Here is a 24,907-nt window from a genome sequence, read left to right on the forward strand (position 1 = left end):
GCGCCCCCGTGGGCGTACGCCGGGAAGCCTACTGGAGTAGGGGACTCGCTCCGCCGGCCTCGGGTTGAGCGCGGGACGGGAGGGATCGCACGTGGGACCGGTGAGATCACGTATGGGGGCGAAGGGTCCACACGATGGTCATCTCGCCGGTGACGGCTCCGTCCTCCCGTGTGATCGCGACGTTCACCGGGAATTCGGGGCGCTGTCCGGCGTCGAGTTCCGCGATCACGTCGGCGACGGGGCGGCCTATTTCGGCCGTGGCGGTGACCGGTCCCATCGCGAGCTTGCGGTAGCCGATCTCGGCCCGTACGGCGAGCGGCACGGCCCGTGAGAGCTGGTCGCCGAAGGCCGCGAGGACGATCGCGCCGCTCGCGGACTCGCCGAGGGTGAACATGGCGCCCGCGTGCGGGCCCGCGACGTGGTTGTGGAATTCCGCCTGGTCGGGCAGGCGGACCACGGCGCGCTCGGGGGTGGTCTCGGCGAATTCGAGGTTGAGGGTACGGGCCATGGGCACGGTGGCCGTGAGCATCTCGCCGATCGAGGGCGGGTTTTCAGACATGCCGTGAAGTTACCAGCCGGTAGTACATCACGGAAGGGTACGGCCGTAGCAGCGCCCCCGCCCGCCATCTATCGTTATCGGCCATGTGGCCAGGACAGCAGCCGCCCGGGGGCGAGCAGAACCCGCAGGACCCGAACCAGAACCCGTACCAGCAGCCGGGGTACCAGCAGCCCAACCCGTATCAGCAGCCGGGTTACCAGCAGCCGAATCCGTACCAGCGGCCCGGCGGCCCGCAGCCGGGCTACCAGCAGTGGGCCCCGCCCATGCCGCCCGGCCCTCCGCAGCCGCCGGACGGCAAGCGCAAGCGCACCGCCATCGCGATCGCCACGGCCGTCGCCGTGGTCGCCGCCGCCGTGGTCACCGGGGTGTTCGTGTTCCGGGACGACGGCGAGAAGAAGGACGAGGCGAAGGGCGGGCAGAATTCCTCCCCGACCGCCGGCCCGTCCGCCTCCGCCTCTCCTTCTGCCTCGGGATCGGCCTCGCAGGACGACAGCGAGGAGGACCCGGCCGACAATCCGCGCAGCGGCAGCACCGACGTCAAGCCGGTGATCGCGGGCTGGAAGCCGGTCGCCAACCCGCTGCGCCACGACGCGTTCGACGTCCCGCCGGACTGGCACGTGGCCTCCCCCGGCCTGACCACCGGGTTCCAGGACGACAAGGGCCAGGGTGGCGTGGGGATGACCGCGCCCGCCTTCTACAAGCCGGACGCCTGCGCCAAGAACACCCGCCAGGGCGGAGCCGGCACGAAGGGCGCGCAGAGCGCCAAGAGCCCGGCCCAGGCGGCGGAGGTCGAGGCGCTCAACTGGGTCTACTACGCCTACGACACCAAGAAGACGGGCAAGCTGTCCGGCACCAAGTCGCAGCCGTTCAAAAGCGATCACGGGCTGACCGGATTCTGGTCGTCGGCGAAGGCGACCGGCGTGAAGAAGACCGACAAGTGCTCCACGGACGGCAAGGCGTTCACCGTGTCCTACAAGGACACCGCGGGCGACCTCGCGACCTGGGTGCTCTACACCGACGTCGGCGTGCAGGACGAGCTGTCGGACGCCACCATCAAGAAGATCATGAGCACGCTGCGTCCGCTGCCGGTGTCCTGACCGCGGACCCGGCAGCGGCCCTGGCCGTACGGGCCGACTCCTGCCCGTACGAGGCCGACTCCTGCCCGTACGAGCCCGACTCCTGACCGTTCGAGCCAGCGCGCTCCGACCGTACGGGCCGCCGGCGTGACCGTACGGGATCATGTCCTGACCGTACGGGGTCGCATCCGGACCGTATCCGAGTTGGCATCCGGGCTCGCGCCCAGGGATAGTCCGACCGGTGACCGATCCCTCCGCCGCCGACCGCAGTGCCCGCCGCCCCGCCTGGGCCGGCCGCAACTACTCCCTGCTGACCGCCGCCGCCGTGGTCTCGGGCCTCGGAAACTCCGGCGCCCTGATCGCGGCGGCGTTCGCGGTGCTGCAGACGGGCGGCGACGGTACGGACGTGGGGCTGGTCGCCGCGGCCCGTACGGTCCCGCTCGTCCTCTTCCTGCTCATCGGCGGGGCGATAGCCGACCGGCTGCCGCGGCACCGGGTGATGGTCGCGGCCAACACCCTGAACTGCCTCTCCCAGGCGGCCTTCGCCGTGCTCGTGCTCGCGGGCGAGCCGCGGCTGTGGCAGATGGCGCTGCTCGCCGCGCTCGGCGGCACGGGCCAGGCGTTCTTCGCCCCGGCGGCCGAGGGCATGCTGATGTCGACGGTCACCGTCGGGCAGGCGGCCAGGGCGTTCGCGTTCTTCCGGATGGGCACCAACGGCGCCCAGATCGGCGGCGCCGCGCTCGGCGGAGCACTCGTCGCCGCCTTCGGGGCGGGCTGGGTACTCGCCGTGGACGCCGCCGCCTTCGCGGTCGCGGGCAGCCTGCGCGCCTTCCTCGACGTCAGCCACATACCGGCCCGCGCGCCGGGCGGCGGCCTGCTGTCCGATCTGCGCGAAGGGTGGCGGGAGATCACCGGACGGCCGTGGCTGTGGACCATCGTCATGCAGTTCGCGGTGGTCAACGCCGTGGTGGGGGCGGCCGAGTCGGTGTACGGACCGCTGGTCGCCCGGGACGAGCTGGGCGGGGCCCGGCCCTGGGGGCTGGCACTGGCCGCGTTCGGCGCCGGCACGATCGGCGGCGGTCTCCTGATGACCCGGTGGCGGCCGCGCCGACTGCTGCTGGCGGGCGTGCTGTGCGTCTTCCCGCTCGCCCTGCCGTCGGCGGCCCTCGCCATCCCGGTGTCCGTACCGGCGCTCATCTCCGTCATGTTCGTCGTCGGCGTCACGCTGGAGGTGTTCGGCGTCTCCTGGATGACGGCGCTGCACCAGGAGATCCCGGAGGACAAGCTCTCGCGCGTCTCGGCGTACGACTGGTTCGGCTCGGTGGCGATGCTGCCCGTGGCCACCGCCCTGGCCGGCCCCGTCGAGGAACTCGTCGGCCGGTCGGCGGCGCTGTGGGGGTGCTCGGCGCTCATCGCGCTGCTGACGGCGGGAGTGCTCACGGTGCCGGGGGTGCGCGGACTCGTACGGAGGCCCGTGGGCCCGCCGAGGGCTGCGGAGGGAGCGGAGGCGGACCGGGCGCCGGGGAAGGGGACCGGGGAGCGCGAGGGCGAGTGCCTGCGCTGAGGCGCTGAGGCGCTGAGTACGCGGCACGGGCCGGCCGGCTCACCCGTTCCCTCCCGTTCCCTCCCGATCTCTTGGCCTCATGGCCTAACGGCCTCACGGCCTCACGGCCTCACGGCCTCAGCCGATGCTGAACGCCCCGTCCGGCGGTCGCGGCGACGGCACCGCGCCGTCGTCGTGCACGGCCGCCGCCCCGGCGACGAACCGCGCCAGCGCGTCCCCGTACTCGACGCGCGCCGGGAAGGCATCCGCCGCGGCCCGACGGGCCAGCCCCGCCACCGGAATGTCGGTGTGCGAGGCGACGACGACGGCGTTGCCGAACCGCCGGCCGCGCAGCACCGAGGGCTCCGCGATCAGGCACAGCTCCTCGAAGGCCGTCGCGAGAGTGGCCAGTTGGGAGCGGAGGAAGGCGAACGGGGCGCTGTCGGCGAGGTTGGCCAGATAGCGGCCGCCCGGGCGCAGCACGCGGGCCGCCGAACGCGCGTACTCGACGGACGTGAGGTGCGCCGGGACCCGCGAGCCGCCGTAGACGTCGGCGATGATCGCGTCCGCCGAGGCGTCCGGGGCCTCTTCCAGCGCCGTACGGGCGTCCGCCGCCCGCACCTCGATGCCCGAACCGGGCGGCAGCGGCAGGTGCTCGGTGACCAGGTCGAGCAGTCCGCGGTCCGCCTCGATCACCCGCTGCCGGGAGCCGGGGCGGGTGGCGGCGACGTAGCGGGGCAGGGTGAGCGCGCCGCCGCCGAGGTGCAGCACGTCGAGGGGGCGACCCGGCTCGTCGGCGGCGTCCAGGACATGGCCGAGCCTGCGCGCGTACTCGAACTCAAGGTGGGCGGGGTCGTCCAGGTCGACGTACGACTGGGGTGCGCCGTCCACCGCGAGCAGCCAGGCGCGCGGCCGGTCCACGTCCGGCATCAGCTTGGCGGTGCCGTGGTCCACGGCGCGGGTCACGGGTATCGGCTCGTCCACTCCCCCATTGTGCCGGGCGTCGGTCCGCCGGGGCGCGGGCGTGCGAGAGACAGGCCCTGCCGATCACCCCGCCCACACGCCCGCGACCTCCTCGGCGTGCGCCGCCGCCTGGGCGCGGCCCGCGCGGGCGGCGGCGGCGCGGCGGGCCGGGTCGAGGGGGTTGCGGCCGAAGGCCGCGCGGGAGGCGCGGTCCGGCATGAGGACGGCGACGCGGGCGCCGGCTGCGGTGAGGGCCGCGGCCTGGGCGCGGACCGTGGGGATGGGGCCGCCGCCCGCCGAGAGCGGGGCGAGGACGACGATCCGGCCGCAGCCGTCGGCGAGGTCGGCGTTGGCGGCGGACCGTACGCCGCCGTCTATGTAGCGCTTCCCGCCGATCGTCACCGGCGGCCAGACGCCCGGCACCGCGCAACTGGCCGCGACGGCGTCGACGATCCCGGCGCCGCAGGCCGCGTCGAAGGCGGTGAACTCCCCCGTGACGGCCTCGACGGCCGTGACGACGAGGCACTTGGCGGGCCACTCGTGGGACAGGAGCCGCCGCTCGACGATGGCGCGGCGGTCGGTCTCCGGGACGGTGCGGGCGGCGAGGGCCATCCGGCCCATGCGCGCGCCGAACGTCCGCGAGTCGCGGGAGCGCAGGGCGCCCCAGACGTAGCGGGAGGAGAGGGCGGTGCCGATGCGGACGGCGACCTCGTCCTTGGGGTCGGTGAGCTGACGCTCGTACAGCGCGTCGAGGTCGAGGAGGCCGCAGGAGAGCTGGGCGCCGACTATGGAGCCGGCCGAGGTGCCGATGACCGTGTGGGCGGTGGCCAGGTCCACGCCCGCGGCGGCGAGGCCCGCGAGCATGCCGCTCTCCCAGCCGATGCCAGTGATGCCGCCTCCGCCGAGTACCAGTGCCGTGTCCGCCATCGCGACCGCCTCTCAGCTCCGCCCGCGGCCCGCCCCTGTTCCCCGGGTGCCGCACGGCTGTAGGCGCGCAGTGTCGCATCCGGCGCGCGACAGGAACACCGCGCTGCGCGTAGGGGGCCGTGCGCGCCCGCGCACGGCCCCCGGCAGCGGGGCTCGCCACTTCACGTGTCCCCGAGCCACAGGGGTACGGTTGCGCACCCCTGTGTCGCGAGGCCCCGCGCCGCTGGTCAGACTACGGGGCGACGGCCGTCACCGTGCCCGCGCCGACGGTGCGGCCGCCCTCGCGGACGGCGAAGCCGAGGCCGATTTCGAGCGGTACGTCCCGGCCGAGCGTGACCGTCATGGTGACGGTCTCACCGGGCCGGGCGACGCCTTGGAGGCCCAGGTCGACCTCGCCGACGACATCGGCGGTGCGCAGGTGGAACTGCGGCCGGTAGCCCGTCGCGAGGGGCGTGCGCCGGCCGCCCTCGGCCGCCGTCAGCACGTACACGCGCGCGGTGAAGTGCCGCAGCGGGGCGATGCTGCCCGGCGCGGCGACCACGTCGCCGCGGCGGACGTCGGCCTGCTGCACGCCGCGCAGCAGCAGCGCGACGCTGTCCCCCGCCTCGGCGGACTCCATCGGCTTGCCGAAGGTCTCCACGCCGGTGACGTGCGTGAGCCGCGTCCCGCCCGCGGGGCCGAGCAGCTCGATCCGGTCGCCGACGCGCACCTTGCCGCGCTCGACGGCCCCGGTCACGACCGTGCCGCGGCCGGTGATCGTCAGGGCGTTCTCCACGGGCAGCAGGAACGGCGCGTCCGTGTACCGCATGGGGGTGGGCACATAGGTGTCGACGGCGTCGAGCAGCGCCTCGATGGAACCCGTCCAGCGCGGGTCGCCTTCGAGGGCGCGCAGCCCCGAGACCCGTACGACCGGGACGTGGTCGCCGTCGTAGCCGTGCGCGGTCAGCAGTTCGCGCACCTCCAGTTCCACGAGGTCGATCAGCTCACCGTCCCCCGCGTCGGCCTTGTTGAGCGCGACGACGACGTGCCCCACCCCGATCCGGCGGGCGAGCAGCACATGCTCGGCGGTCTGCGGCATGACCCCGTCCAGCGCGGAGACGACGAGAATCGCCCCGTCGAGCTGCGCCGCCCCGGTGATCATGTTCTTGACGAAGTCCGCGTGGCCGGGCATGTCGACATGGGCGTAGTGCCGGGTGTCGGTCTCGTACTCGACGTGCGCGATGTTGATGGTGATGCCGCGGGCGGCCTCTTCCGGGGCCCGGTCGATGCGGTCGAAGGGCACGAAGGCGCCCGTGCCGCGCGTACTGAGCACTTTCGTGATGGCGGCGGTGAGCGTGGTCTTGCCGTGGTCGACGTGGCCCATGGTGCCGATGTTGAGGTGCGGCTTGGTGCGTACGTATGCCTGCTTGGACATGGCTGATTCCCTCGGTTCCGGTGAGAGCTGCGCGAAGACACGAGGACCCCGATGACCGACCGACCCTCCCCCTACGGGGTCCGCCGGACTATCCGGGAAGGGTCAGCGTCGGGTGCCGTGAGCCGTGGGGATCGCTGTGGGCGCATCAACCGAGTCGACGGCAGCCTTCAGCGCGTCCGCGACAGCGGACGTGAGCGCGGAGAAGGCGAACCGGACCATGAGCCAATGGTCGCCCACGGCCCCTGGCGCGTCGAATGGTTTTCCGCGCGCGGGTGTTGGGGCGGGAGGGGCGCGGTCACGTCCTCCGGTAGCAGATGGTGTAGGAGCGATTCGGGAATTCGCTCGACTTCCAAGTGGCCCAGCCGGAGGAACCGCAGGACGACGCGTCGCGATACGCGGAGGTGCGGCCGGTGACCACCACGTTGGCGCTGCCGCACGAAGCGGCCTGGAAGTGCGGATGCTGCGTGGAGCCGGACATGTACAGGCAGGACCCGGTTTTGGCCCGCCCCGCCGCGTCCGGGTAGTTCATCGAGAGGCAGAACGCGACATCGAGTTGGCTCCATCGCGTCGAGACCTTGAGCCCCTCGTCGACATTCGCGTACCCGTGGCAGCGCGACGTGTCGTCCGTACCGGCCAGACGTGCTTTCACGGCGAAATTACCGATCTGGCAGGACGTCTTCGCCCACGTGCTGCCGGCCGAGTTGGGGCCGTAGAGGCACTCTCCGGCTCGTGCGTGATAGGCGCTTCCGTACTGGTAGCTGAGGCAGAGCGCACGGTGGTATCCGGGGTTGCTCACGCTGTAGTCGAAGTCCGGTGTACCGCGGCATTCGCCGGTGTCCGAGGTGTCCTCAAGTACCCGTATGACTTTGAACGTCCGACTTCCGCAGCCGGTCGCCCGCAGAACCGGCTTCTGATACGTCCCGTCGTTGGCGAAACAGTCGCCGACCCGCGCTGCCTGGATCGCGCTCGTCGCGGTGGCGGTCGGGCTCGGCGTGTCGGTCGCGTCGGCCGGTCCGGTCGTGGAATCCGCCGGTGTGCTCTCCGGGGATGTGGGCGTATCGGTGTCCGAGTCCGAATCGGGGGTCGACGGCTCATAGCTGTGGGAGCTGTTCCCGGAGTTCTTGCCGCTGTCGGAGTCGCTTTGGGACAGGTGGATCGGCAGCCATATCAGAACCGCAACGCAGAGCAGGGAGACCGCCGTGATCAGGCCGCGCATGGCCGGATTGACGGGCGTCCGGGGCGCGGGCGCCGGGGCCTTGGCCTCGGTCTTCGCCTTGCTCCTCGCCTCGGTTTTCGCCTCGGTTTTCGCCTCGGTTTTCGCCTCGCTCCGAGCCTTGGCCCCGGCTCCGGCCTTCGCCTCGGTTTTCGCGTCGGTTTTCGTCTCGGTCTTCGTCTCGGTCTTCGTCTCGGTCTTCGCGTCCGGCGGCGTTGGGGCCGAGGACGTGGCCGAGAACTTCCTCTCGCCGCCGGCCGCCGGCTCCCTCTCCTTTTCCCTCTCGGGCGAAGTGAGAACGCGCAGGGCTCCGGCCCGTGCCTGGATCATCGGCGCGGCGTTGGCGATGGGCGGAGTAGCCCCAGGCGTGACGGGTCCGGTCACGGCCGAGCAGAGTTCGACGACCTGCGCAGGGGTCGGCCGCGCGTCGGGCGTCTTGGCCAGGCACGCCTGGACCAGGCCGCGAACGTCGCCGTCCAGAACACTCAGATCGGGTTCCTCGTGCGCGATGAGATTGATGGTGCCGAGCGGGTCCTCGGCCGCGAAGGCGTCCTTGCCGGTGGCGAGGTAGTAGATCGTGGCGCCCAGCGTGAAGACGTCCGACGCTGAAGTGACCTGCTGCTTTCCCGTCGCCTGCTCGGGGGATTTGTAGGCGGGCGTGCCCAGTTGCATGTTCGTGCGGGTCATCAGCGTGGCCGCCACGGACTTGGCGATTCCGAAATCGATGACCTGCGGCCCCGTTTCGCCGAGCATGACGTTGGCGGGTTTCAGATCGCGGTGCACGGCGTCGGCCGCGTGGATGTCCTGAAGCGCCCGGGCGATCCCGAGGGTGATCAAAAGGACGTCCCGGCTCGGCAGCGGGCCTGTTTCCGCGACGAGTTCGAGCAGCGACGGTCCGCAGACGTATTCGCTCGCCAGCCAGGGTTCGGGCGCGTCCGGATCCGCGTCGAGCAGGTGCGCGACGTGACGGCCGCGTACGCGCCGGGCGACATCGATCTCCCGGGCGAAACGCTGGGCGAACATCGGGTCCTGGCCCAGTTCCGGTTTCAGGAGCTTGACGGCGATCGGCCGGCCTTCGGGCGTGATGGCCAGAAAGACCCTGCCGATGCCGCCGGCGCCGAGGCGCGCCCGGAGTTCGTAAGGACCGGCTTCGCGGGGGTCGCCGTCCTTCAGCGGCTCGAAGCGGAATTCGGGAACGTGCGGAGCGACGGCCCTGCCGCGTACGAAGAGGAATTGGTCGGGCCGGCCGCTGTAATGCAGGTCCGGTAACGGCTGGATGCCCGCGTTCGGAATGCCCGTATCGCGCAGCCGGCGTCTGACCTCGTCGTGGAGATTGGCGACGGTCGCTCCGAGCGACTGCTCACCGCGCGCTTGGCGGACGGCCTCGGCCAGGTATTTCGTGAAGTAGGTCAGCCCGCCGCTCGACTCCTCGAAGAACGTCTCCTGCGAGTGTCCGCAAGCCGTCCAGATATAGGTGCCCGCACCGCGCAACGGGGTGCTGCTGTCCGCGAAGGCCGTGACGTTGGCCGCGGATTCGGCGTACTTCGTGGCGATTCCCGAGCAACAGCAGTCCAGAATCAGCATCTTGATGCGCGCCGCGCTGTTGCGTTCCATCTGCTGGCGCAGATCGCGGAGCCGGAGCGAGGTCAGGAACCGCTGCGAGGGTTCATCGCTCGTATCCGTCAGAGCGAGCCCCAAGTCGTACCGGCCGTTCTCGGGGAGCGGCAGACCATGGCCGACGTAGTAGAACAGCAGCACGTCATCGACGTCGCGGATCAGCGTGGTGATGGTGCGCAGCAGTTTGCCGCTGTCCCGTTCGTTCGGGAGCTCGCTGACGCGCTCCCGCGGCCATTCGCACGGCCCGGTCAGCACCTCGCGCATTTCCGCGAGACTCTTGAGGGCCGCCGGCATGGGCCTGCGCCCCTCAAAACCGGCTGTGTACTCCGAGTTCCCCAGCAGAATCGCCCGCGACCGACCGAAGTCGATGTCGTCACGCGGGTTCATCCGAGCCCTCCGGCGGCTCCGGCGCCGCCTGCAGGGCCTGGGCCGCGGCGAGCACCTGCGGCAGCACGGTTCCCGCGTTGCGGCTGGTCACCTTGATGCGCCGGTCGCCGGCCTCGACCTCGATCGCCGTCACCTGCGCCTCGATCCACAGCTGAAGCGCCCGCACCGCGGCCACGACCGGCCCGCCGGTCGCGCAGACCACCGACAGGAAATCCCAAACCGTTCCTTGGCTGTTGCGCTCCGGTGCCCGCGCCACGGGCCGCACCGTGACTCCCGGGTGCCCGCCCATCCACTCGCGCAAGTCTTCCAGTTGCCCGCCGTCATTCACATGTACGCGCAGTTCCACGGTCATCGTGCAGCAACACCACAGCTTCCCCCGGCAATCCCTGCTGGTCGCCGTCCTCGTTGTCGGTGGTGAACCCCGGACAGTAGGTGCAGTCGGAGATTAGCAGCGATCCACACGCCTCAGGCGTGACTCAGCACCACCCCGATCGCACCGCGCCCGGCACCGGCTGGACCGAGGACCGGGTGGACCGACTGAGCCGACAGGACCGGCCGAACCGACAGGGCGGCGACTGTCAGATGATCCCAAAGGGGACTGTTTCCTTTACCGCGTCGGACAGATCGGCGAACAGGCCGAAATCTCCGTCAAGGACGGTTTTCTTGGGCAACGTCACTTCCACCCACGCCTGCCGCTTGGAAGTCGTACAGCGAATACTTCCGTCCGGCTGCCGCTCGGGCAGCCATTCGACACCGCCGATTTCCACCGTGTCCGCATTCGGGTTGTAGCGCTTGTAGCCGGGCGTGACGACCAGCGGCCGATTCACTCCGCAGCGCAGCACTATCGGGGGATCGCCCCAGGCGGCGGTGAAATCCGAAACCGGAGCCGTGGTCCGCCTCTTCATTCCGTTCACCGTAGCGGGCAATTTCTTGTGCAGCGCGCGGCAAGGACCGGCCTGCTCCCCCGAGGGCGTAGGAGCCGGGACGGCGCTGCCATCGGCCGCTGAGCAGCCGCTGAGTGCGGCGGTCAGCACCACGGCGGCGAGAAGCGCCGGCAACCGGCGGGCCGACATATTCGCCCAGTTGAGAATTTCCACCGCACCCGTATCCGTAGCTGCATCCGTACCCGCCCCCGTGTCCCCATCCCCATCCGCATGTCAGCACAGCGCGGCAGGGCGCCGGGGATTCGCCCCTCGACGCGCAGGGCCTGCCGAATAGTAGTTCCGGGCAGCAGAACCGCGGCCGTCAGCCGGCTGTCCGCCCTTCGGCCGTACGTCCCCCGCCCCATGCGGGGCGTACCGCCGCTACACCCCGCACCGCGACTCGCTGTCCGGCCGAGGAGCGGGTTACCTGGATGGCGTGGCACTTCCCCTGTCCGGGACGCGACGGCGTCGCCGGGGCGGTGCCCGAGGCCCCGGCCGTGGTAGCGGCCGGCACAGCACGCAATGGAGCAAGCCCTGTGCGCGGTGTCGTGATGCACGCGCCCGGCGACGTCCGGGTGGAGCAGCGGGAAGACCCGAAGATCGTTCACCCGACCGACGCGGTCATCCGGGTGTCGGCGGCCTGTGTCTGCGGATCCGGCCTCTGGCCCTACCACGGGATCGTGGTGAGCGCGAGGCGGCGCCCCGGCGACATCTCGGTGTGCCGCCCGGTGTGCCGCTCGCTCCCCGCGCACAGGACAGGCGCCCCGCCACCCCGTCGGTTAGGCTCCAGCGATGCTCGAACTCGCCGCGCACTCCCCCGGCCTCGCCGCGCGCTGCGCTCGCGTCCTCCTCTCCCCGTGGTCCCGGCTGGGCCTGCTCCTCGTACTGCTCGGCGGCGCCGCCACGGCCGTACTGGTCGCCCAGCCGCAGCGGCTGCTCGCCGAGGGCTGGCCGCCGCAGCTGTCGGGCGGCGCGGCCGTGGTGCTGTTCGGTGTGGCGTACGGGCTGTGCACCGCGGCGTTCGTACCGCGCCCGTTCCTCAATCTGGCGGCAGGCGCGCTGTTCGGCGCGCAGGCCGGGACCGTATCGGCGCTGGCGGGCACGGTCCTGGGCTCGGGCATCGCCTTCGGCCTCGGCCGGGTGCTGGGGCAGAGCGCGCTGCGGCCGCTGGTGCGCGGGCGGTGGCTAACCGGGGCGGACCGACTGCTGAGCCGGCACGGGTTCCGGTCGATGCTGGCGCTTCGACTGTTCCCCGGCGTTCCTTTCGCCGCCGCGAACTACTGCGCGGCCGTCTCCCGGATGGGCTGGTTCCCCTTCCTGCTGGCGACGGCGCTGGGCAGCATCCCGAACACGACCGCGTACGTGATCGCGGGCAGCACCGCGGCGGATCCGGGCTCGCCCGTCTTCCTCGCCTCGATGGGCTTCATCGCGCTCAGCGCACTCGGCGCGCTGGTCGTCGCCTGGCGGAAGCGGGCCCGGCTACGGGCATCGGCCGGCGAACATCCGAAGGAGCGCCCTTAGCCCGGCGAACGCCCGCACGCCGGAACGCCTGAAGGAACGCCCCTGGCCCTCCGAACGTCAAAGGCTCGACCCCAGCCCGCCGAACACCCGAAAGTGCGACCCTGGCTCGTGCGCCCGGTGCGCGAGGAATCCCGCTCGGCACCGCGATTGGGCACGTGAGAAGCCTGGCGGCGGCCTGCGCGCCCGGTGCGGAGGGTGAAGCCGGCCCGTCCCTCGGGAATTCGGTCGGCTGACCCCTCGGGTACCTCCCCTACACTGACTGCCATTTGATGCAGCCCTCCCACACCCCAGCTCCGGCTCAACTCGCCGAACTGCTCCTGTCCGTGGCGGATTGGGCCAAGAGCCAAGCCCACGCACGCCTCGCCCGGCACGGTCTGACGCCCGCGCGCGGCAGGATCCTGACGATCTTGGCCGACAGCGGCCCCACCCGCGTGACGGCGCTCGCCCAGACGCTCGGGATCACCGCCCGCAGCGTGACGGAATCGCTCGACACCCTGGAACTGGACGGTCTGATCAGCCGCGTGACGGACCGCACGGACGGCCGGGCGGTGCTCGTGGACCTGACGCCCCGCGGCAGCGCGCTCATCACCGGCGGTTCCCACTCCAAGGACCAGGCGCTCCACGCGATCTTCGAAGTCCTCGACGAGGCCGAGCGCAGGGAGTTCCACCGCATACTCTCGAAGATCGACGGCTCGTCGCGCGCGAGCACGGCACCCGGCTGACCCCGCGCCCGTAGGAGCACGGGAGCCGCGTCCGTACAAGCACGGGAGCCACGCCCGTATGAGCGCGGGTCCGTGTCCGTACGGGCCGGAATGCCGTAGCCGCCGCTGTGCGTCCGGCACCCCGCCGGCGCCTCGGCCCGCGCGTGCCGGAGGCTCCCGCAGCCCGGCCGCGGGTTCGGACTAAGGTTCGGCTTCGATGTCGTCGACACCGACTGGGAGGCAGGACATGCACGACGTACGCCCGGCCCGTACAGCCGACTACCCCGCGCTCGTGAGGTGCGTACAGCGGTGGTGGGGCGACTCCCGCACGCCTGAACAGGCGCGGGAGCTCTCGCTGCTGCTGCCCCGGCTGTTCCTCCAGCACTTCGCGGACACCAGTCTGGTGCTGGAGGACGAGACGGGGGTCCGCGCGTTCCTGGTGGGCTTCCACTCCACCGACCGCGCGCACGAGGCGTACATCCACTTCGTCGGCGTGGACCCGCGGCTGCGCAAGCAGGGCGTGGCCCGGCGGCTCTACACCGCCTTCTTCGAGCGCGCGGCGGCGGCCGGCCGTACCGAGGTGCGCGCCGTCACCTCGCCGGGGAACGCCGGATCCATCGCCTTCCACCGGGCCATGGGGTTCGTGCTGGAGACGGGGGACCGCGAGGCGGACGGCCTGCCGGTGCACAGCGACTACGACGGGCCGGGCCAGGACCGGGTCGCGTTCCGCAGGAAGCTCGGCGCTCCGGAGGTCCGCACGCTGGAGCCCTTCACGACGCGCGCCGCGGTGCCGCGGGACTTCGACACCGTCGTCTCGGTGGTCGACGCGTGGTGGGGCCGCCCCGCCTCGCGCGATCTGACCCGGGTGTTCGTGAACCACTTCTACGACACCAGCCTGATCGCCGAGCGCGACGGCGAACTGGCGGGCTTCGTCGTCGGCTTCCTCTCCCCGTCCGACCCGCGGGAGGCGTACATCCACTTCAGCGGGGTCGCCCCGGCCTGGCGCCGCAGCGGTCTGGGCCGCTTCCTGTACGAGCGGTTCTTCGACAGGGCGAGGGCGGACGGCCGTACGGTCGTCAAGGCGATCACCTCGCCGCAGAACGACCGCTCCATCGCCTTCCACAGCGCCCTCGGCTTCGTCCCCTCCGCCCCGATCGCGGACTACGACGGGCCTTCGCTGGACCGGGTCGCCTTCCGGCTCGACCTCTGAGCCGGTCCGGCTCGACCTCTGAGCCGGCCTCGGGCGGCGGGCGGGCCACGGCTCCCGTACCTGTTCCCCGCGCCTCCCCTCAACCCCCGTATGAGGAGAGCGCGCGGAACGGGTACGGAACCCGAAGGAAGGGCCGCCCTATTAATGCGCGATAGTGCGCATTAAGCTCCGTGGGAGACTATCCGGACTGACCGCGTCACGCAATGCAGGGCGATGAACGACAGATCACACTCCCCAGGTTCGGTCCGCCCCGGCGGGCGCACGGCCCGTACCCGCGAGGCCGTGCTGAGCGCCGCCTTGGACGAGCTCGCGGACAACGGCTACGCCGCGCTCTCCGTGGAGGGCGTCGCCCAGCGCTCCGGCGTCCATCCGGCGACGATCCGGCGGCGCTGGCGCACTGTCGAGGGCGTCATGTGCGACGCGCTGATCCGGACGGGGGCGACCGAGCTCGCGATCCCCGATACGGGCGGCCTCCAGCAGGACCTGCGCCTTTTCGCCCAGGCCATCGGCGGCTTCTACACGGCCCCGCGCCATCAGGCGTTCCTCCAAGGGATCGTCTCCGCCGCGTCCCGCGACCCGTCCGCCGGGGACACCCTGCGCGACACCATCTCCGAGCGTCTGCGGGTCGCTTCCGCGATCATCCACCGCGCGGTCGAACGCGGCGAACTCCCCCCGGACACCGACGCGGAGGAGGCCATCGCGGCGATGTCGGCGCCGTTCTACTACCGGCTGCTCGTCTCCCGCCGCCCGCTCGATCAGCGGCTGCCCCTGATCTCCGCCGACGCCGTGTACCACGCGGCCCTCGCCGGGGCGTTCTCGATCCCCGGCGCGGATACGGGCGAGCAGGGGTCGGACTGACGCCGCGGCAGCATCATCATCGGCGTGGTCGGCGGAGTCGGCGGCATATTGCCTCCTCGGGTACGAGCGGAAGCGCACCTCTCCCACATGCCCAGGCCCACTTCCGTACCCGGCGGATGAGGTCCCGTCGGCCGCGCACCCGCCGACGGGCCGCTGCGGTGGTTGCGCTTGCGAATCGCGATGGTTTTCCCATTGTCCCCGCGGCCCGTCCTCGGCACGGACTCCGCCCTCCGACGCGAACTTCGGCAATTCACCGAAACGTTCACTTCACGACGCTAGGCTGACTTCCGCCCGGTGGATCATCGCCTGCGGCCGCCGTACCGCGCCGGTCAGTAACCGGAAAGTCCGCCCGATCGCGCCGTGGCCGGTCCGGCCATGATCATCATTTGGATGGCACAAGCCTCATGTCGTGGTTCGAATCCTTCGTCCTCGGGCTCGTCCAAGGGCTGACCGAGTTCCTGCCGATCTCCTCCAGCGCCCATCTGCGGCTCACCGCCGCATTCGCGGACTGGAATGACCCGGGGGCGGCCTTTACCGCCGTCACGCAGCTCGGTACCGAGGCCGCTGTACTGATCTATTTCCGCAAGGACATCGCGCGGATCGTCTCGGCCTGGTTCCGGTCGGTCATCGGAAAGGGCGCGCGGGACGACAGCGACGCGCGGATCGGCTGGCTCGTCATCATCGGCTCGGTCCCCATCGGCGTGCTCGGCCTGCTGCTCAAGGACGCCATCGAGGGCCCGTTCCGCGATCTGCGGCTGATCGCCACCACGCTCGTGGTGATGGGCGTCGTGCTCGGCTTCGCCGACCGGCGGGCCGCGCGGGACGAGGGCGGCGGGCGGCACCGGGCCGCGACGCAGCGCAAGGAACTGACGGACCTCGACGTCAAGGACGGCCTGATCTACGGGGCGTGCCAGGCGCTGGCGCTGATTCCGGGGGTGTCCCGGTCGGGCGCGACGATCAGCGGCGGGCTGCTGCTGGGCTACACCCGCGAATCCGCCGCCCGGTACTCCTTTCTGCTGGCGGTGCCCGCGGTGCTGGCCTCCGGCCTCTTCGAACTCAAGGACGCGGGCGACGGTCACACGGCGTGGGGGCCGACGGCCTTCGCCACGGTCATCGCCTTCGCGGTCGGCTACGCGGTGATCGCGTGGTTCATGAAGTTCATCTCGTCCAAGAGCTTCATGCCCTTCGTGATCTACCGGATTCTGCTCGGCCTGCTCCTGTTCGCGCTGGTCGGATTTGACGCGCTGAGCCCGCACGCGGGCGAGAACGCGGGCTGAACGGCGCTCGACAGCAAGTCCGGCGAAGCGTTCAGCGGAGCGTCCAGCGACTCTTCCGCGGCACGACCAGGTACAGCCGACGGCACGCCCGACAACGCGCCCAAGAGCCCGACGGCGCGCCCAATGCCGCATCCCACGGCACGTTCAGTGGCGCGGAAGGAGGGCCCTGCCGACAGCGGGCGGCGAACGGGCGGGGCCCTCCTGGGTCAGCTGGACACCGGCTCGCCCTCAGGCGGCGCCTCGTCGGCGTCGGCCGCCGCGCTCGGCGCGCCGGCCCAGGACCGCAGCGCGTCCATGTCGGCGAAATTCGCTACGTCCCGGTCCAGGTTTCCCGCGGAGCTGTACTGGTGGAAGGTCCACGGGTGTTTGACCGCGGGATGTCCGGCGGCGTGTTCCGGGTCCGCGATCCACAGCCCGTCGCCGGCCTGGCTGGTGGTGTCCCGGTGCAGCCAGTAATCGCGGTTGCAGTAGAGAATGACCTTGTGCCCGGGGGCCTTGCGCTTTACATGGGCGAGCCAGGCGTCCTTTTCCTTGCACGTGACACTGGTGCTCTCCCAGTCGAAAGCCAGGATGTCCCCGGCCCTCAGCTTGATTTTCCCGAGGAAATAATCTCCCTGCGCGGTCATCGAGCCCGCGCTGCCGAAGTGGTAATAGCCGACGACGAGCCCCGCCTTGCGGGCCCGGTCGCGCTGGGCCACCCACTTCGGGTTCGTGTACGAGGTGCCCTCGGTCACCTTGACGAACGCGAAGTCGATGTCGTCCACCGGGTATTTCTCGCTCTGGTAACTGCTGACGTCAATGCCGTGAAGCATGCCGGTCTCCTCCAGGGTTGCGGACAGCGACAACTCGCTATAGCAGTATCGGTGTTGGCCCCGTGCCGGAGCGAGAGCACTGTCCCTCGTACGAGGGACAGCATCAAAGGTTTCGCGAGACGTACTCGGGATAAAGGCGGATGCGCCCCGAAGGCCCGGCCGTGCTCCTCTTCTTGTGGGCGCTCTCGAAGCGCCCGCGCGCCCCTCGCGTGCTCTTCTTGTTGTTCCCTGACAGCTCCTTCGTCAATCTCTTGTGGCCATTTGCGTTCGGCGCTTACTAAAGTTCGGCAGATGACAGATTCGGTGATGAATCCGGGTACACCTGACCGCCGGAGCGCCGGCCGGTATCTCTGGTGGCTGGTCGCCAGTCAGCGTCACCGAGTCGCCGCCGGTGCGCTGTTGGGCAGCCTCTGGATGGTCTGCCTGACGCTGCCGCCGTACGTCCTCTCCCGCGCCATCGACGACGGGCTGCGGCCGGGCCGCACCGCCGCGCTGGCCGGCTGGGCCGGGGCCCTGCTCGGCGTGGGGGTCCTGAACGCCTGGCTGGCCATCATGCGGCACCGCACCATGACCAGGATCCGGATGGACGCCGCGTTCCGTACCGTGCGGGTCGTGGCGGACCAGACGACGCGGCTGGGCGCGGCCCTGCCCCGCCGGGTGACCGCCGGCGAGATCGTCACCATCGGGATGGGCGACGTCCAGACCATCAGCCAGACCCTGACCATCACCGGCCCCGGCGTCGGCGCGGTCCTCGCGTACATCGTCGTCGCCGCGTTGCTGCTGTCCGTCTCCTGGCTGCTCGCCCTCGTGGTGCTGCTCGGCGTGCCGCTCCTCGCTGTGGTGCTCGGGCCGCTGCTGGAACGGCTGCGGGACAGGGAGACCGCGTACCGGGAGCACCAGGGCGCGCTCGCCGCCCGCTTCGTGGACCTCGCCGGGGGCCTGCGGGTCCTCAACGGCCTCGGCGGCAAGGAGGTCTTCGCCGAGCGCTACCGGCAGGGCTCACGGGCGCTCCAGGCGGAGGGGTACCGGGTCGGGTCGGTGACGAGCTGGATCCAGGCCCTCGGCCTCGGGCTGCCGACGCTGTTCCTGGCCGCGGTGACCTGGCTCGCCGCCCGGATGGCCGCGCAGGGGACGATCAGTGTGGGCGAGCTCGTGGCGGTCTACGGCTATGTCGCGGTCCTGGTGGTGCCGGTGCTGTTCTTCATCGAGGGCGGCTACGACCTCAGCCGCGGACTGGTCGCCGCCCGGCGCGTCATCCGCCTCCTGGACCTGGAGCCCGACCCCGCGGGCAGCGGCGCCGCGTTGGACGGCCCCGGTTCGCCGTCCGTACTGCGCGACGCGGACTCCGGCGTCGAGGTGGCGCCCGGCGAGCTGACCGCGCTGGTCAGCGCCCGGCCGTCGGAGACCGCGGCCGTCGTCGACCGCCTCGGCCGGTTCGCCGAGTCGGCGGCGACCTGGGGCGGTGTACGCCTCGGGGACGTCGACCTGGCGCAGGTCCGCGAACGGATCATGGTGGCGGACAACGAGGCCTATCTGTTCTCGGGAACGCTGCGCGAGGTCGTCGCGGGCCGCGCGGACCCCGCGCCCCTCGACGAACCCGGCGTACGCGCCGAGGGCGCCGGGCCCCACGCGCTCGACGGGACGGCCGTCGGCCGGGCCCTGCGCGCCGCCGCCGCGCAGGACATCGTCCTCGGCCTGCCGAAGGGCCTCGACTCGCGTATCGACGCGCAGGGCCGCAACCTCTCCGGCGGCCAGCGGCAGCGCGTCCGGCTGGCCCGGGTGCTGCTGGCCGATCCCGAGGTACTGCTGGCCGTGGAGCCGACCTCGGCGGTCGACGCGCACACCGAGGCGGCCGTCGCCGACGGGCTGCGCGCGTTCCGCGCGGGCCGCACCACGGTCGTCACCGGCACGTCCCCGCTCCTGCTGAACCGGGCGGACACCGTGTACTACCTGGAGGACGGCCGGGTCGCCGCGGTCGGCGGCCATGGGGAGCTGCTGCGCGGGAACCCCGGCTACCGCTCGCTGGTGGCGCGAGGCGGAGGCTCCCCGGAGTCCGCGGACGGCATAGACAGCACGGACGCGAGTTCCGCTCCGGGCGGCGGCAGCCGCACGGACACGGACGACGGACCATCCGACGTCCGGTCGCAGGAGGCCGCCCGATGACGACCGCCCCCGCCCCGAAGACCGGCTCCGGGACGGCGACCGGGCCGGACACGGCGGACGGAACCGACGGCCGCCTGCCCATCGCCGAGCCGTCCCAGGTGCGCCGCGCCGCGCTCCGGCTGATCGGCCTGGACCGGCGGGCCTTCGCCGCCATGCTCGCCCTCAACGCGCTGGCCGCGGCCGCCGGGCTCGTCGGCCCGTGGCTGCTCGGCCGCGTCATCAACGCGGTCGGCGCGGGCGAGGGCGTGGGGGCCGTGGACCGGTACGCGCTCGTCATCCTGGTCTTCGCCCTGGTCCAGCTCGTCCTGGCCCGGTACGCCCGCCGCATCGGGCACCGCTTCGGCGAGCGGACCTCGGCGCGCGTACGCGAGCAGTTCGTCGACAGGGCCCTCGCGCTGCCCGCCTCCGTCGTGGAGCGCGCCGGTACGGGCGACCTGGCGGCGCGCGGCACGGCGGATGTCACGAGCGTCGGCACCGCCTTGCGCGATGCCGCGCCCGAGGTGTTCGTCGCCGCGGTCGAGGCGCTGTTCATCCTCGGCGCGGTCTTCTTCCTCGAACCACTCCTCGGCGTGTGCGGGGTGCTCGCGCTGATCGGCATCCGGTTCGCCACCCGCTGGTATCTGCGCCGGGCGCGCACCGCCTATCTCGACGAGGGTGCGGCCAACTCCGCGCTGGCGGAGGTTCTCGCGGCCTCCGCCACGGGCGCCCGTACGGTCGAGGCCCTCGGCTTGCGGCAGCGCCGACTGGTCGCGTGCCAGGAGGCCATCGAGCGGTGCCGCCGCACCCGGACCCGGACGCTGGCCCTGCGCACGGTGCTGCTCCCCTCCGTGGACGTCTCGTACGCGCTTCCCCCCGTCGCCGTCCTGTTGCTCGGCGGCGCGCTGCACGCTCACGGCGCGATGAATCTGGGCACGGTCGTCGCCTCGGCGCTGTACTTGCGGCAGTTGTCCACGCCGCTGGACACCGTCCTGCTGTGGGTGGAGCAGTTGCAGAGCAGCGGCGCCTCCTTCGCCAGGGTCGAGGGCCTGGCCGGGTCCCCGCGACCGCCGCAGGACGCCTCCCCCGCCCCCGCCGGCGACCGGATCGAGGTGACCGGCGCGCGCTACGCGTACGACGGCGGCGCCGACGTCCTGCGCGGAGTCGACCTGACCGTGCGGCCCGGCGAGCGGCTGGCGCTGGTCGGCCCGTCCGGCGCGGGCAAGTCGACGCTGGGCAAGCTGCTGGCGGGCGTAGAGGCGCCGGGCGCCGGGACGGTGACGGTCGGCGGTGTGCCGATCGCCGGGCTCGCCCCGGACCTGCTGCGCGAGCACGTCGTACTCGTCACGCAGGAGCATCACGTCTTCCTCGGCTCGGTACGGGACAATCTGCTGATCGCCGCGCCGCACGCCGACGACGCGGAGCTGCACGCGGCGCTCGCGGCCGTCGGCGCGGAGTGGGCGGCCGAGCTGCCGGACGGTCTGGACACGGACTTGGGCGCCGACGGGAACCGGCCGGACGGCGCGCGGTCCCAGCAACTGGCCCTGGCCCGCGTCGTCCTGGCCGACCCGCACACGCTCGTACTCGACGAGGCCACCGCCCTGCTCGATCCGACGGCGGCCCGCCATACGGAACGGGCGCTGGCGGCCGTGCTCGACGGCCGGACCGTGATCAGCATCGCGCACCGGCTGCACACGGCCCATGACGCGGACCGCGTGGCCGTGCTGGACGAAGGGCGGCTGACCGAGCTGGGAACGCATGACGAACTGGTGGCGGACGGCGGCGCGTACGCCGCTCTGTGGCACTCGTGGCGCGGCGAGCCGACGGACGGGTCGCGCTCCGGGCCTCCGGCGTGAGCCGCCGAGGGCCCGGCCGCCCCTCCCCCGGTACGGTCAGCCCTCCTCATACGGCCCTTGCGCCACGCCGAATTCCGCGACGAGCCGGCGTTTCGCGTGCCGCACATGAGCGCGGACCACAGTCTCGTCCACGTTCAGCAGCGCGCCGATCCGGTCGTCCGAATAGCCGATCACGAAGCGCAGCACCACCACGTCGCACTGCCGCTCGGGAATCCGGGAGACCGCGCCGTGCGCGTTCACCCGGTCCTCCAGCAGGGCGAGTTGCTGCCCGTACTTCCGCAGCAGCGCGCGGGTGACGGCGGCGAGAGCGGCGGCCTGCCCGGCGGCCGTGCTCCGGTCGTTGTTGAGGGACCACTCGGCGATGTGCTCCTTGAACACCGTCCAGGCGTAGGCGTCCACGGAGGGCTGGAGGAGGACGTGCGCCCAGTGGTCGGCGAGTTGCTGGTAGACGGCCTGGGTGAGTTTCTCCGCGACGAGCACGTCACCGGTGTGCAGGCGGGCGTATTCCAGCCACTTGCGGGCGTGGAACTCGTGGAACGCTTCGAAGGAGATCTCCAGTCGGCGGCCCGGTCGCCGCGACGGCACGCCGCCGCCCGCGGGCAGCTGGACGCCACCGGTCACGGCCGCCCCTCGGCGCCGTGCGGACCGTCCTCATGGACCGCGCGGCTTACGGGCGTACGGCCCCCGACCAGCGGCGCTCCGGCGGCCGACCGCCGGAGCGCGGGCCTCCGTATGCCGTCGCCGGCCGACCGCGCCACCGTACAGAGCGAGAGGGAACGGACCCGGTCCGCGGTCACGAGGCACCTCGTTCCATGTCACCGCCGCTCTGCGCCCTTGAACAGACGTTGACGTCAGCGGGAGAGCGCGGGACTCCCGTCCCCAATGAACCTGATTTCAGGGATCGTTGGGGCCGGAACGCGAGAATTCCCCCGTCCCCCCTCGGCATATGACCACGGAATGGCAGGTGGCGGGGGATTGGCCAATCCGTTCGAAGGGGCGCGTGCCGCTCTGGCCGGAAGTCCCCTGGACCGGGGGCCGCTCCGTCGCGACGGGTCCGCCGGTGACGCCGGCTTCGGTGTGCGACGGTCACGGGCCGACCGGGACACACGCGAGAGATACGCGATGGCCGATTACTCACCGTGAAAGTTGGCGCGTTGGCGCGAGGCGATCGGAGCGGGCCCATGCCAAGATCTCGTCGACTTGAGCGCGCCACCCGACCGCAGGGAGAGCTCCATGCAGACCCGTCGCCGTCTCGCCGCCACCGCCGCCGCCCTCGTCGTCGCAGCCGGCGGACTCGTCGTCCTCAGCGCACCCGCCTCTTCCGCCGGCGCGCTGAGCTGCGGGGTCTCCCGGATCACGGGGAGCGCCGGGCACAAGGGCGCCTACGCGAGCTGCGACGCGATGGGCACGAAGTGGCGGATCTCCATCAAGTGCCACGGCAATGGGGTGTACTACACGCACCTGGGCAACGTCATCAAGGCCAACAAGTCCGGCGTCTCCACCGCGTGGTGCGACACCAACGGCGAGATCGAGGACGACGGCATCAGCATCGTCCCCGCCTGACGAGCCGCCGCCCGGCTGCGCGGCTCCGTCCTGCGCTGCCCGGCGCCGGCCTACGCGGCCCGGCGGGCCCCGCGGCGCTTGTCGTCGCGGGCGGCCTCGTCGTGGGCGGCGTCGGCCGCTCCCTCACCGGACCCGGCCAGGAGGGTGTGCAGCGCTCCCGGCGTGACATAGCCGGACCAGCGCCGGTCGGCGAACAGGTGCACTCCGGCGTCCTGGTAACACTGGTCGACGAGCTGGGAGCAGATCATGTGTTTCGTGCTGGCCACGTAGCGGCGCAGTCCGGGCACCGGCAGGTGGACGCGGTGCGTGGCGATGGCGAGGAAGTCGAGGAAGCTGTACTCCACCCCGATGTACCGTCCGCTCGCCTCGCACACGGCTCCGCGCTGTTCGTCGGTCATGCCGTCGGGGCAGGTGTACACGACGTTCGAATCGTCGTACGCGGAGAGGGGCTTGACGTTGGCGCCGCCGGGCTCGGCCTCCAGCAGCCGCTCGTCGGGCAGGACGAGGAAGGCGTGTTCGTAGTCGGCGAATCCATTGCCGTTCAGCCACTGGCCGAAGCGGATCAGCTTCCCGGTGGTGCCGGATATCTGGGTGAGCCCGATGTCTCCGGGCACAGGCGTAGCGTGGATCACGTACCGCTCCTGATCGTGGGGGGATTGGGACGGGCATACCGCGCGGGTGACCGGCCGTGCGCGGTGTTGACGCCTCGTCACTCAGGTGATGCCCTCCGCGACCCCGTCGGTAACACGGATAGGGGCGCGGACATGCCATCTCCGCCACCGCGCGCCCGGTCGGCGCCCTACCCCTACGCTGAACGTATGTGCCGCAGTATCAAGACCCTCCGCCCGCCCGTCACCCCGGATGCCAGCGACGAGGACATCCGGGCGGCGGCGTTGCAGTACGTACGCAAGGTGTCCGGGTTCCGCGCGCCCGCCGCCCACAACCGGGCCGTCTTCGACGAGGCCGTCGACGCGGTGGCCGACGCGACCCGGAAGCTGATGGACGGGCTGGAGGTCCGGCAGAGCGGGGGCCGGGGCGGCGGCAGTACGAGTGGCGGCGGCAAGGCCGCCTGACCCGCCTTCGCCGCCAGGACATCTGTTGCCGAGCGGGCCGCCCGGTCGGATCATGGTCATGACTTCGGGGAACCAGGGCCGCCGGGGCGCGGCGCCGTGCGGCCGGCACACCGATGGGACGGCAGGCGGGTGAACGAACCATGGAACCGGTGAAGGCGCTGGACCGGATCGCCTTCCTGCTGGAGCGCGGGCAGGCCCCCACCTACCGGGTGCAGGCGTTCCGCACCGCTTCGGACGTCATCGCCGCACTCCCGGCAGGGGAACCGGCGGCGCGCGCCGCGTCCAAGACGCTGACCGAACTGACGGGCATCGGCCCCAAGACCGCGGGAGTGGTGTCCGAGGCGCTCGCGGGTGGCGTGCCCGAGTATCTGGCCCGGCTGGAGGAAGAGGCCGGGGCCCCGCTCGCGGAGGGCGGCGGCGCTCTCCGGAAGGCGCTGCGCGGCGACTGCCATCTGCACTCGGACTGGTCGGACGGCGGCAGCCCCATCGAGGCGATGGCCCGTGGGGCGAGATCGGTGGGCCACCAGTGGGCCGTGCTGACCGATCACTCCCCCAGGCTGCGGATCGCGAACGGGCTGACGGCCGAGCGGCTGCGCGAGCAGATCAAGACCGTGCACGCGGTCGACCGGCGGCTCGGCAAAGGCTTTCGGCTGCTGACGGGCATCGAGTGCGACATCCTCGCCGACGGCTCCCTGGACCAGGAATCGGATCTTCTGGACCGCTTGGACCTGGTCGTGGCCTCGGCGCACTCCAAGCTCCGGATGGAGGAGGAGGCGATGACGCGGCGGCTGGTGGCAGCCGCCGCCAGCCCGCTGGTGGACGTGCTGGGGCACTGCACCGGGCGGCTCGTGACCGGCAAGGGGCGACCCGAGTCGCGGTTCGACGCGGCGATGGTGTTCGCGGCCTGCGCGAGGTTCGGCACCGTGGTCGAGATCAACAGCCGGCCGGACCGCCTCGATCCGCCGCTGCGCCTGATCCGCCAGGCCCTGGACGCCGGGGTCCTGTTCGCGATCGACACCGACGCCCACGCGCCGGGCCAGCTGGACTGGCAGATCCTCGGCTGCGCCCGGGCCGAGGAGTGCGGCATCCCCGCCGAGCGCGTCATCAATACGTGGACCGCCCGTCAGCTCCTGGACTGGACCCGAACCCGGCGGACGCCATGACCCCCGCCGGACCGCCCCTCGTCCGCCTCTCGACCGCCTCTCGACCGCCTTCGGTCGCCGGCCTCCGCGCAGCGCCACTGCCCGTATCGGCTTCCGCGAGCGGGTGGGACAG

Annotated in this window: 22 protein-coding genes and 1 pseudogene; 13 read left to right on the forward strand and 10 right to left on the reverse strand. The window is 71.9% G+C overall.

The window, feature by feature from the left end; translation table 11 throughout:
• Positions 1-106: 106 nt before the first annotated feature.
• Positions 107-559 carry a DUF4442 domain-containing protein gene (locus tag AB0I22_RS27350; protein WP_363133573.1) on the reverse strand — a complete coding sequence of 151 codons (453 nt, stop codon included), beginning with the start codon at positions 557-559 and terminating at the stop codon, positions 107-109.
• Positions 560-642: 83 nt separating this feature from the next.
• On the opposite strand from AB0I22_RS27350, the gene AB0I22_RS27355 reads away from it, so the two are divergent.
• The gene (locus AB0I22_RS27355; RefSeq protein WP_363133574.1) at positions 643-1,656 is read left to right on the forward strand and encodes a hypothetical protein; all 1,014 of its coding nucleotides are present in this window, start codon (positions 643-645) and stop codon (positions 1,654-1,656) included.
• Positions 1,657-1,876: 220 nt separating this feature from the next.
• Complete coding sequence (locus tag AB0I22_RS27360; protein WP_363133575.1) at positions 1,877-3,199, forward strand: MFS transporter; 1,323 nt, start codon at positions 1,877-1,879, stop codon at positions 3,197-3,199.
• 117 nt (positions 3,200-3,316) lie between these two features.
• On the opposite strand, the gene AB0I22_RS27365 is transcribed toward AB0I22_RS27360, so the two are convergent.
• The 6 genes from AB0I22_RS27365 to AB0I22_RS27390 form a co-directional block, all read right to left on the reverse strand.
• Complete coding sequence (locus AB0I22_RS27365) at positions 3,317-4,162, reverse strand: fused MFS/spermidine synthase (protein WP_363133576.1); 846 nt, start codon at positions 4,160-4,162, stop codon at positions 3,317-3,319.
• 63 nt (positions 4,163-4,225) lie between these two features.
• Positions 4,226-5,068: a patatin-like phospholipase family protein gene (locus AB0I22_RS27370; protein ID WP_363133577.1), complete on the reverse strand. Its 843-nt coding sequence runs from the start codon at positions 5,066-5,068 to the stop codon at positions 4,226-4,228.
• Between the two features lie 232 nt (positions 5,069-5,300).
• Positions 5,301-6,482: an elongation factor Tu gene (gene tuf / locus AB0I22_RS27375; RefSeq protein WP_363133578.1), complete on the reverse strand. Its 1,182-nt coding sequence runs from the start codon at positions 6,480-6,482 to the stop codon at positions 5,301-5,303.
• A gap of 295 nt (positions 6,483-6,777) precedes the next feature.
• Positions 6,778-9,699: a protein kinase gene (locus AB0I22_RS27380; protein ID WP_363133579.1), complete on the reverse strand. Its 2,922-nt coding sequence runs from the start codon at positions 9,697-9,699 to the stop codon at positions 6,778-6,780.
• Positions 9,686-10,051 carry a hypothetical protein gene (locus tag AB0I22_RS27385; RefSeq protein WP_363133580.1) on the reverse strand — a complete coding sequence of 122 codons (366 nt, stop codon included), beginning with the start codon at positions 10,049-10,051 and terminating at the stop codon, positions 9,686-9,688. Before AB0I22_RS27385 ends, AB0I22_RS27380 begins: the two co-directional genes overlap by 14 nt.
• A gap of 226 nt (positions 10,052-10,277) precedes the next feature.
• On the reverse strand, positions 10,278-10,796 hold the full coding sequence (locus AB0I22_RS27390) for a DUF3515 domain-containing protein (RefSeq protein WP_363133581.1): 519 nt from the start codon (positions 10,794-10,796) through the stop codon (positions 10,278-10,280).
• A 362-nt stretch (positions 10,797-11,158) separates the two neighbouring features.
• Here AB0I22_RS27390 and AB0I22_RS27395 point away from each other — a divergent pair.
• The 6 genes and pseudogenes from AB0I22_RS27395 to AB0I22_RS27420 all read left to right on the forward strand — a co-directional run.
• A pseudogene (locus tag AB0I22_RS27395) lies at positions 11,159-11,302 on the forward strand (IMP dehydrogenase); the annotation flags it as partial.
• 112 nt (positions 11,303-11,414) lie between these two features.
• A complete protein-coding gene (locus AB0I22_RS27400) occupies positions 11,415-12,143 on the forward strand; it encodes a TVP38/TMEM64 family protein (protein WP_363133582.1) in 729 nt (242 codons plus the stop codon).
• A 269-nt stretch (positions 12,144-12,412) separates the two neighbouring features.
• Positions 12,413-12,865, forward strand: coding sequence for a MarR family winged helix-turn-helix transcriptional regulator (locus tag AB0I22_RS27405; protein WP_363133583.1), 453 nt, complete (start codon positions 12,413-12,415; stop codon positions 12,863-12,865).
• Positions 12,866-13,091: 226 nt separating this feature from the next.
• Positions 13,092-14,054, forward strand: coding sequence for a GNAT family N-acetyltransferase (locus AB0I22_RS27410; RefSeq protein ID WP_363133584.1), 963 nt, complete (start codon positions 13,092-13,094; stop codon positions 14,052-14,054).
• 213 nt (positions 14,055-14,267) lie between these two features.
• On the forward strand, positions 14,268-14,912 hold the full coding sequence (locus tag AB0I22_RS27415) for a TetR/AcrR family transcriptional regulator C-terminal ligand-binding domain-containing protein (protein WP_363133585.1): 645 nt from the start codon (positions 14,268-14,270) through the stop codon (positions 14,910-14,912).
• Positions 14,913-15,316: 404 nt separating this feature from the next.
• Positions 15,317-16,189, forward strand: coding sequence for an undecaprenyl-diphosphate phosphatase (locus AB0I22_RS27420; protein WP_363133648.1), 873 nt, complete (start codon positions 15,317-15,319; stop codon positions 16,187-16,189).
• 206 nt (positions 16,190-16,395) lie between these two features.
• On the opposite strand, the gene AB0I22_RS27425 is transcribed toward AB0I22_RS27420, so the two are convergent.
• Complete coding sequence (locus AB0I22_RS27425; protein ID WP_363133586.1) at positions 16,396-17,001, reverse strand: GH25 family lysozyme; 606 nt, start codon at positions 16,999-17,001, stop codon at positions 16,396-16,398.
• 291 nt (positions 17,002-17,292) lie between these two features.
• Between AB0I22_RS27425 and AB0I22_RS27430 the strand changes: the two genes are divergently transcribed.
• On the forward strand, positions 17,293-19,164 hold the full coding sequence (locus tag AB0I22_RS27430; protein WP_363133587.1) for an ABC transporter ATP-binding protein: 1,872 nt from the start codon (positions 17,293-17,295) through the stop codon (positions 19,162-19,164).
• Entirely contained in the window at positions 19,161-20,996 is a 1,836-nt protein-coding gene (locus AB0I22_RS27435) for an ABC transporter ATP-binding protein (RefSeq protein WP_363133588.1), read from the forward strand. Before AB0I22_RS27430 ends, AB0I22_RS27435 begins: the two co-directional genes overlap by 4 nt.
• Before the next feature lie 36 nt (positions 20,997-21,032).
• Here the strand turns inward: AB0I22_RS27435 and AB0I22_RS27440 are convergent, their stop codons facing one another.
• The gene (locus AB0I22_RS27440; RefSeq protein WP_363133589.1) at positions 21,033-21,617 is read right to left on the reverse strand and encodes an RNA polymerase sigma factor; all 585 of its coding nucleotides are present in this window, start codon (positions 21,615-21,617) and stop codon (positions 21,033-21,035) included.
• Between the two features lie 612 nt (positions 21,618-22,229).
• Here AB0I22_RS27440 and AB0I22_RS27445 point away from each other — a divergent pair.
• Positions 22,230-22,559 (forward strand): hypothetical protein, encoded by a 330-nt coding sequence (locus AB0I22_RS27445; RefSeq protein ID WP_363133590.1) that lies wholly within the window; start codon positions 22,230-22,232, stop codon positions 22,557-22,559.
• A gap of 50 nt (positions 22,560-22,609) precedes the next feature.
• Here AB0I22_RS27445 and AB0I22_RS27450 read toward each other — a convergent pair whose 3' ends face one another.
• Positions 22,610-23,173, reverse strand: coding sequence for a hypothetical protein (locus AB0I22_RS27450; RefSeq protein WP_363133591.1), 564 nt, complete (start codon positions 23,171-23,173; stop codon positions 22,610-22,612).
• A gap of 204 nt (positions 23,174-23,377) precedes the next feature.
• Between AB0I22_RS27450 and AB0I22_RS27455 the strand changes: the two genes are divergently transcribed.
• Together AB0I22_RS27455 and AB0I22_RS27460 are read left to right on the forward strand one after the other, a co-directional pair.
• Entirely contained in the window at positions 23,378-23,632 is a 255-nt protein-coding gene (locus AB0I22_RS27455; RefSeq protein WP_363133592.1) for a DUF2277 domain-containing protein, read from the forward strand.
• A 140-nt stretch (positions 23,633-23,772) separates the two neighbouring features.
• The gene (locus AB0I22_RS27460; RefSeq protein ID WP_363133593.1) at positions 23,773-24,795 is read left to right on the forward strand and encodes a PHP domain-containing protein; all 1,023 of its coding nucleotides are present in this window, start codon (positions 23,773-23,775) and stop codon (positions 24,793-24,795) included.
• Positions 24,796-24,907: the final 112 nt, after the last annotated feature.

The organism is Streptomyces sp. NPDC050610, assembly GCF_040654875.1.
Lineage (GTDB): Bacteria > Actinomycetota > Actinomycetes > Streptomycetales > Streptomycetaceae > Streptomyces.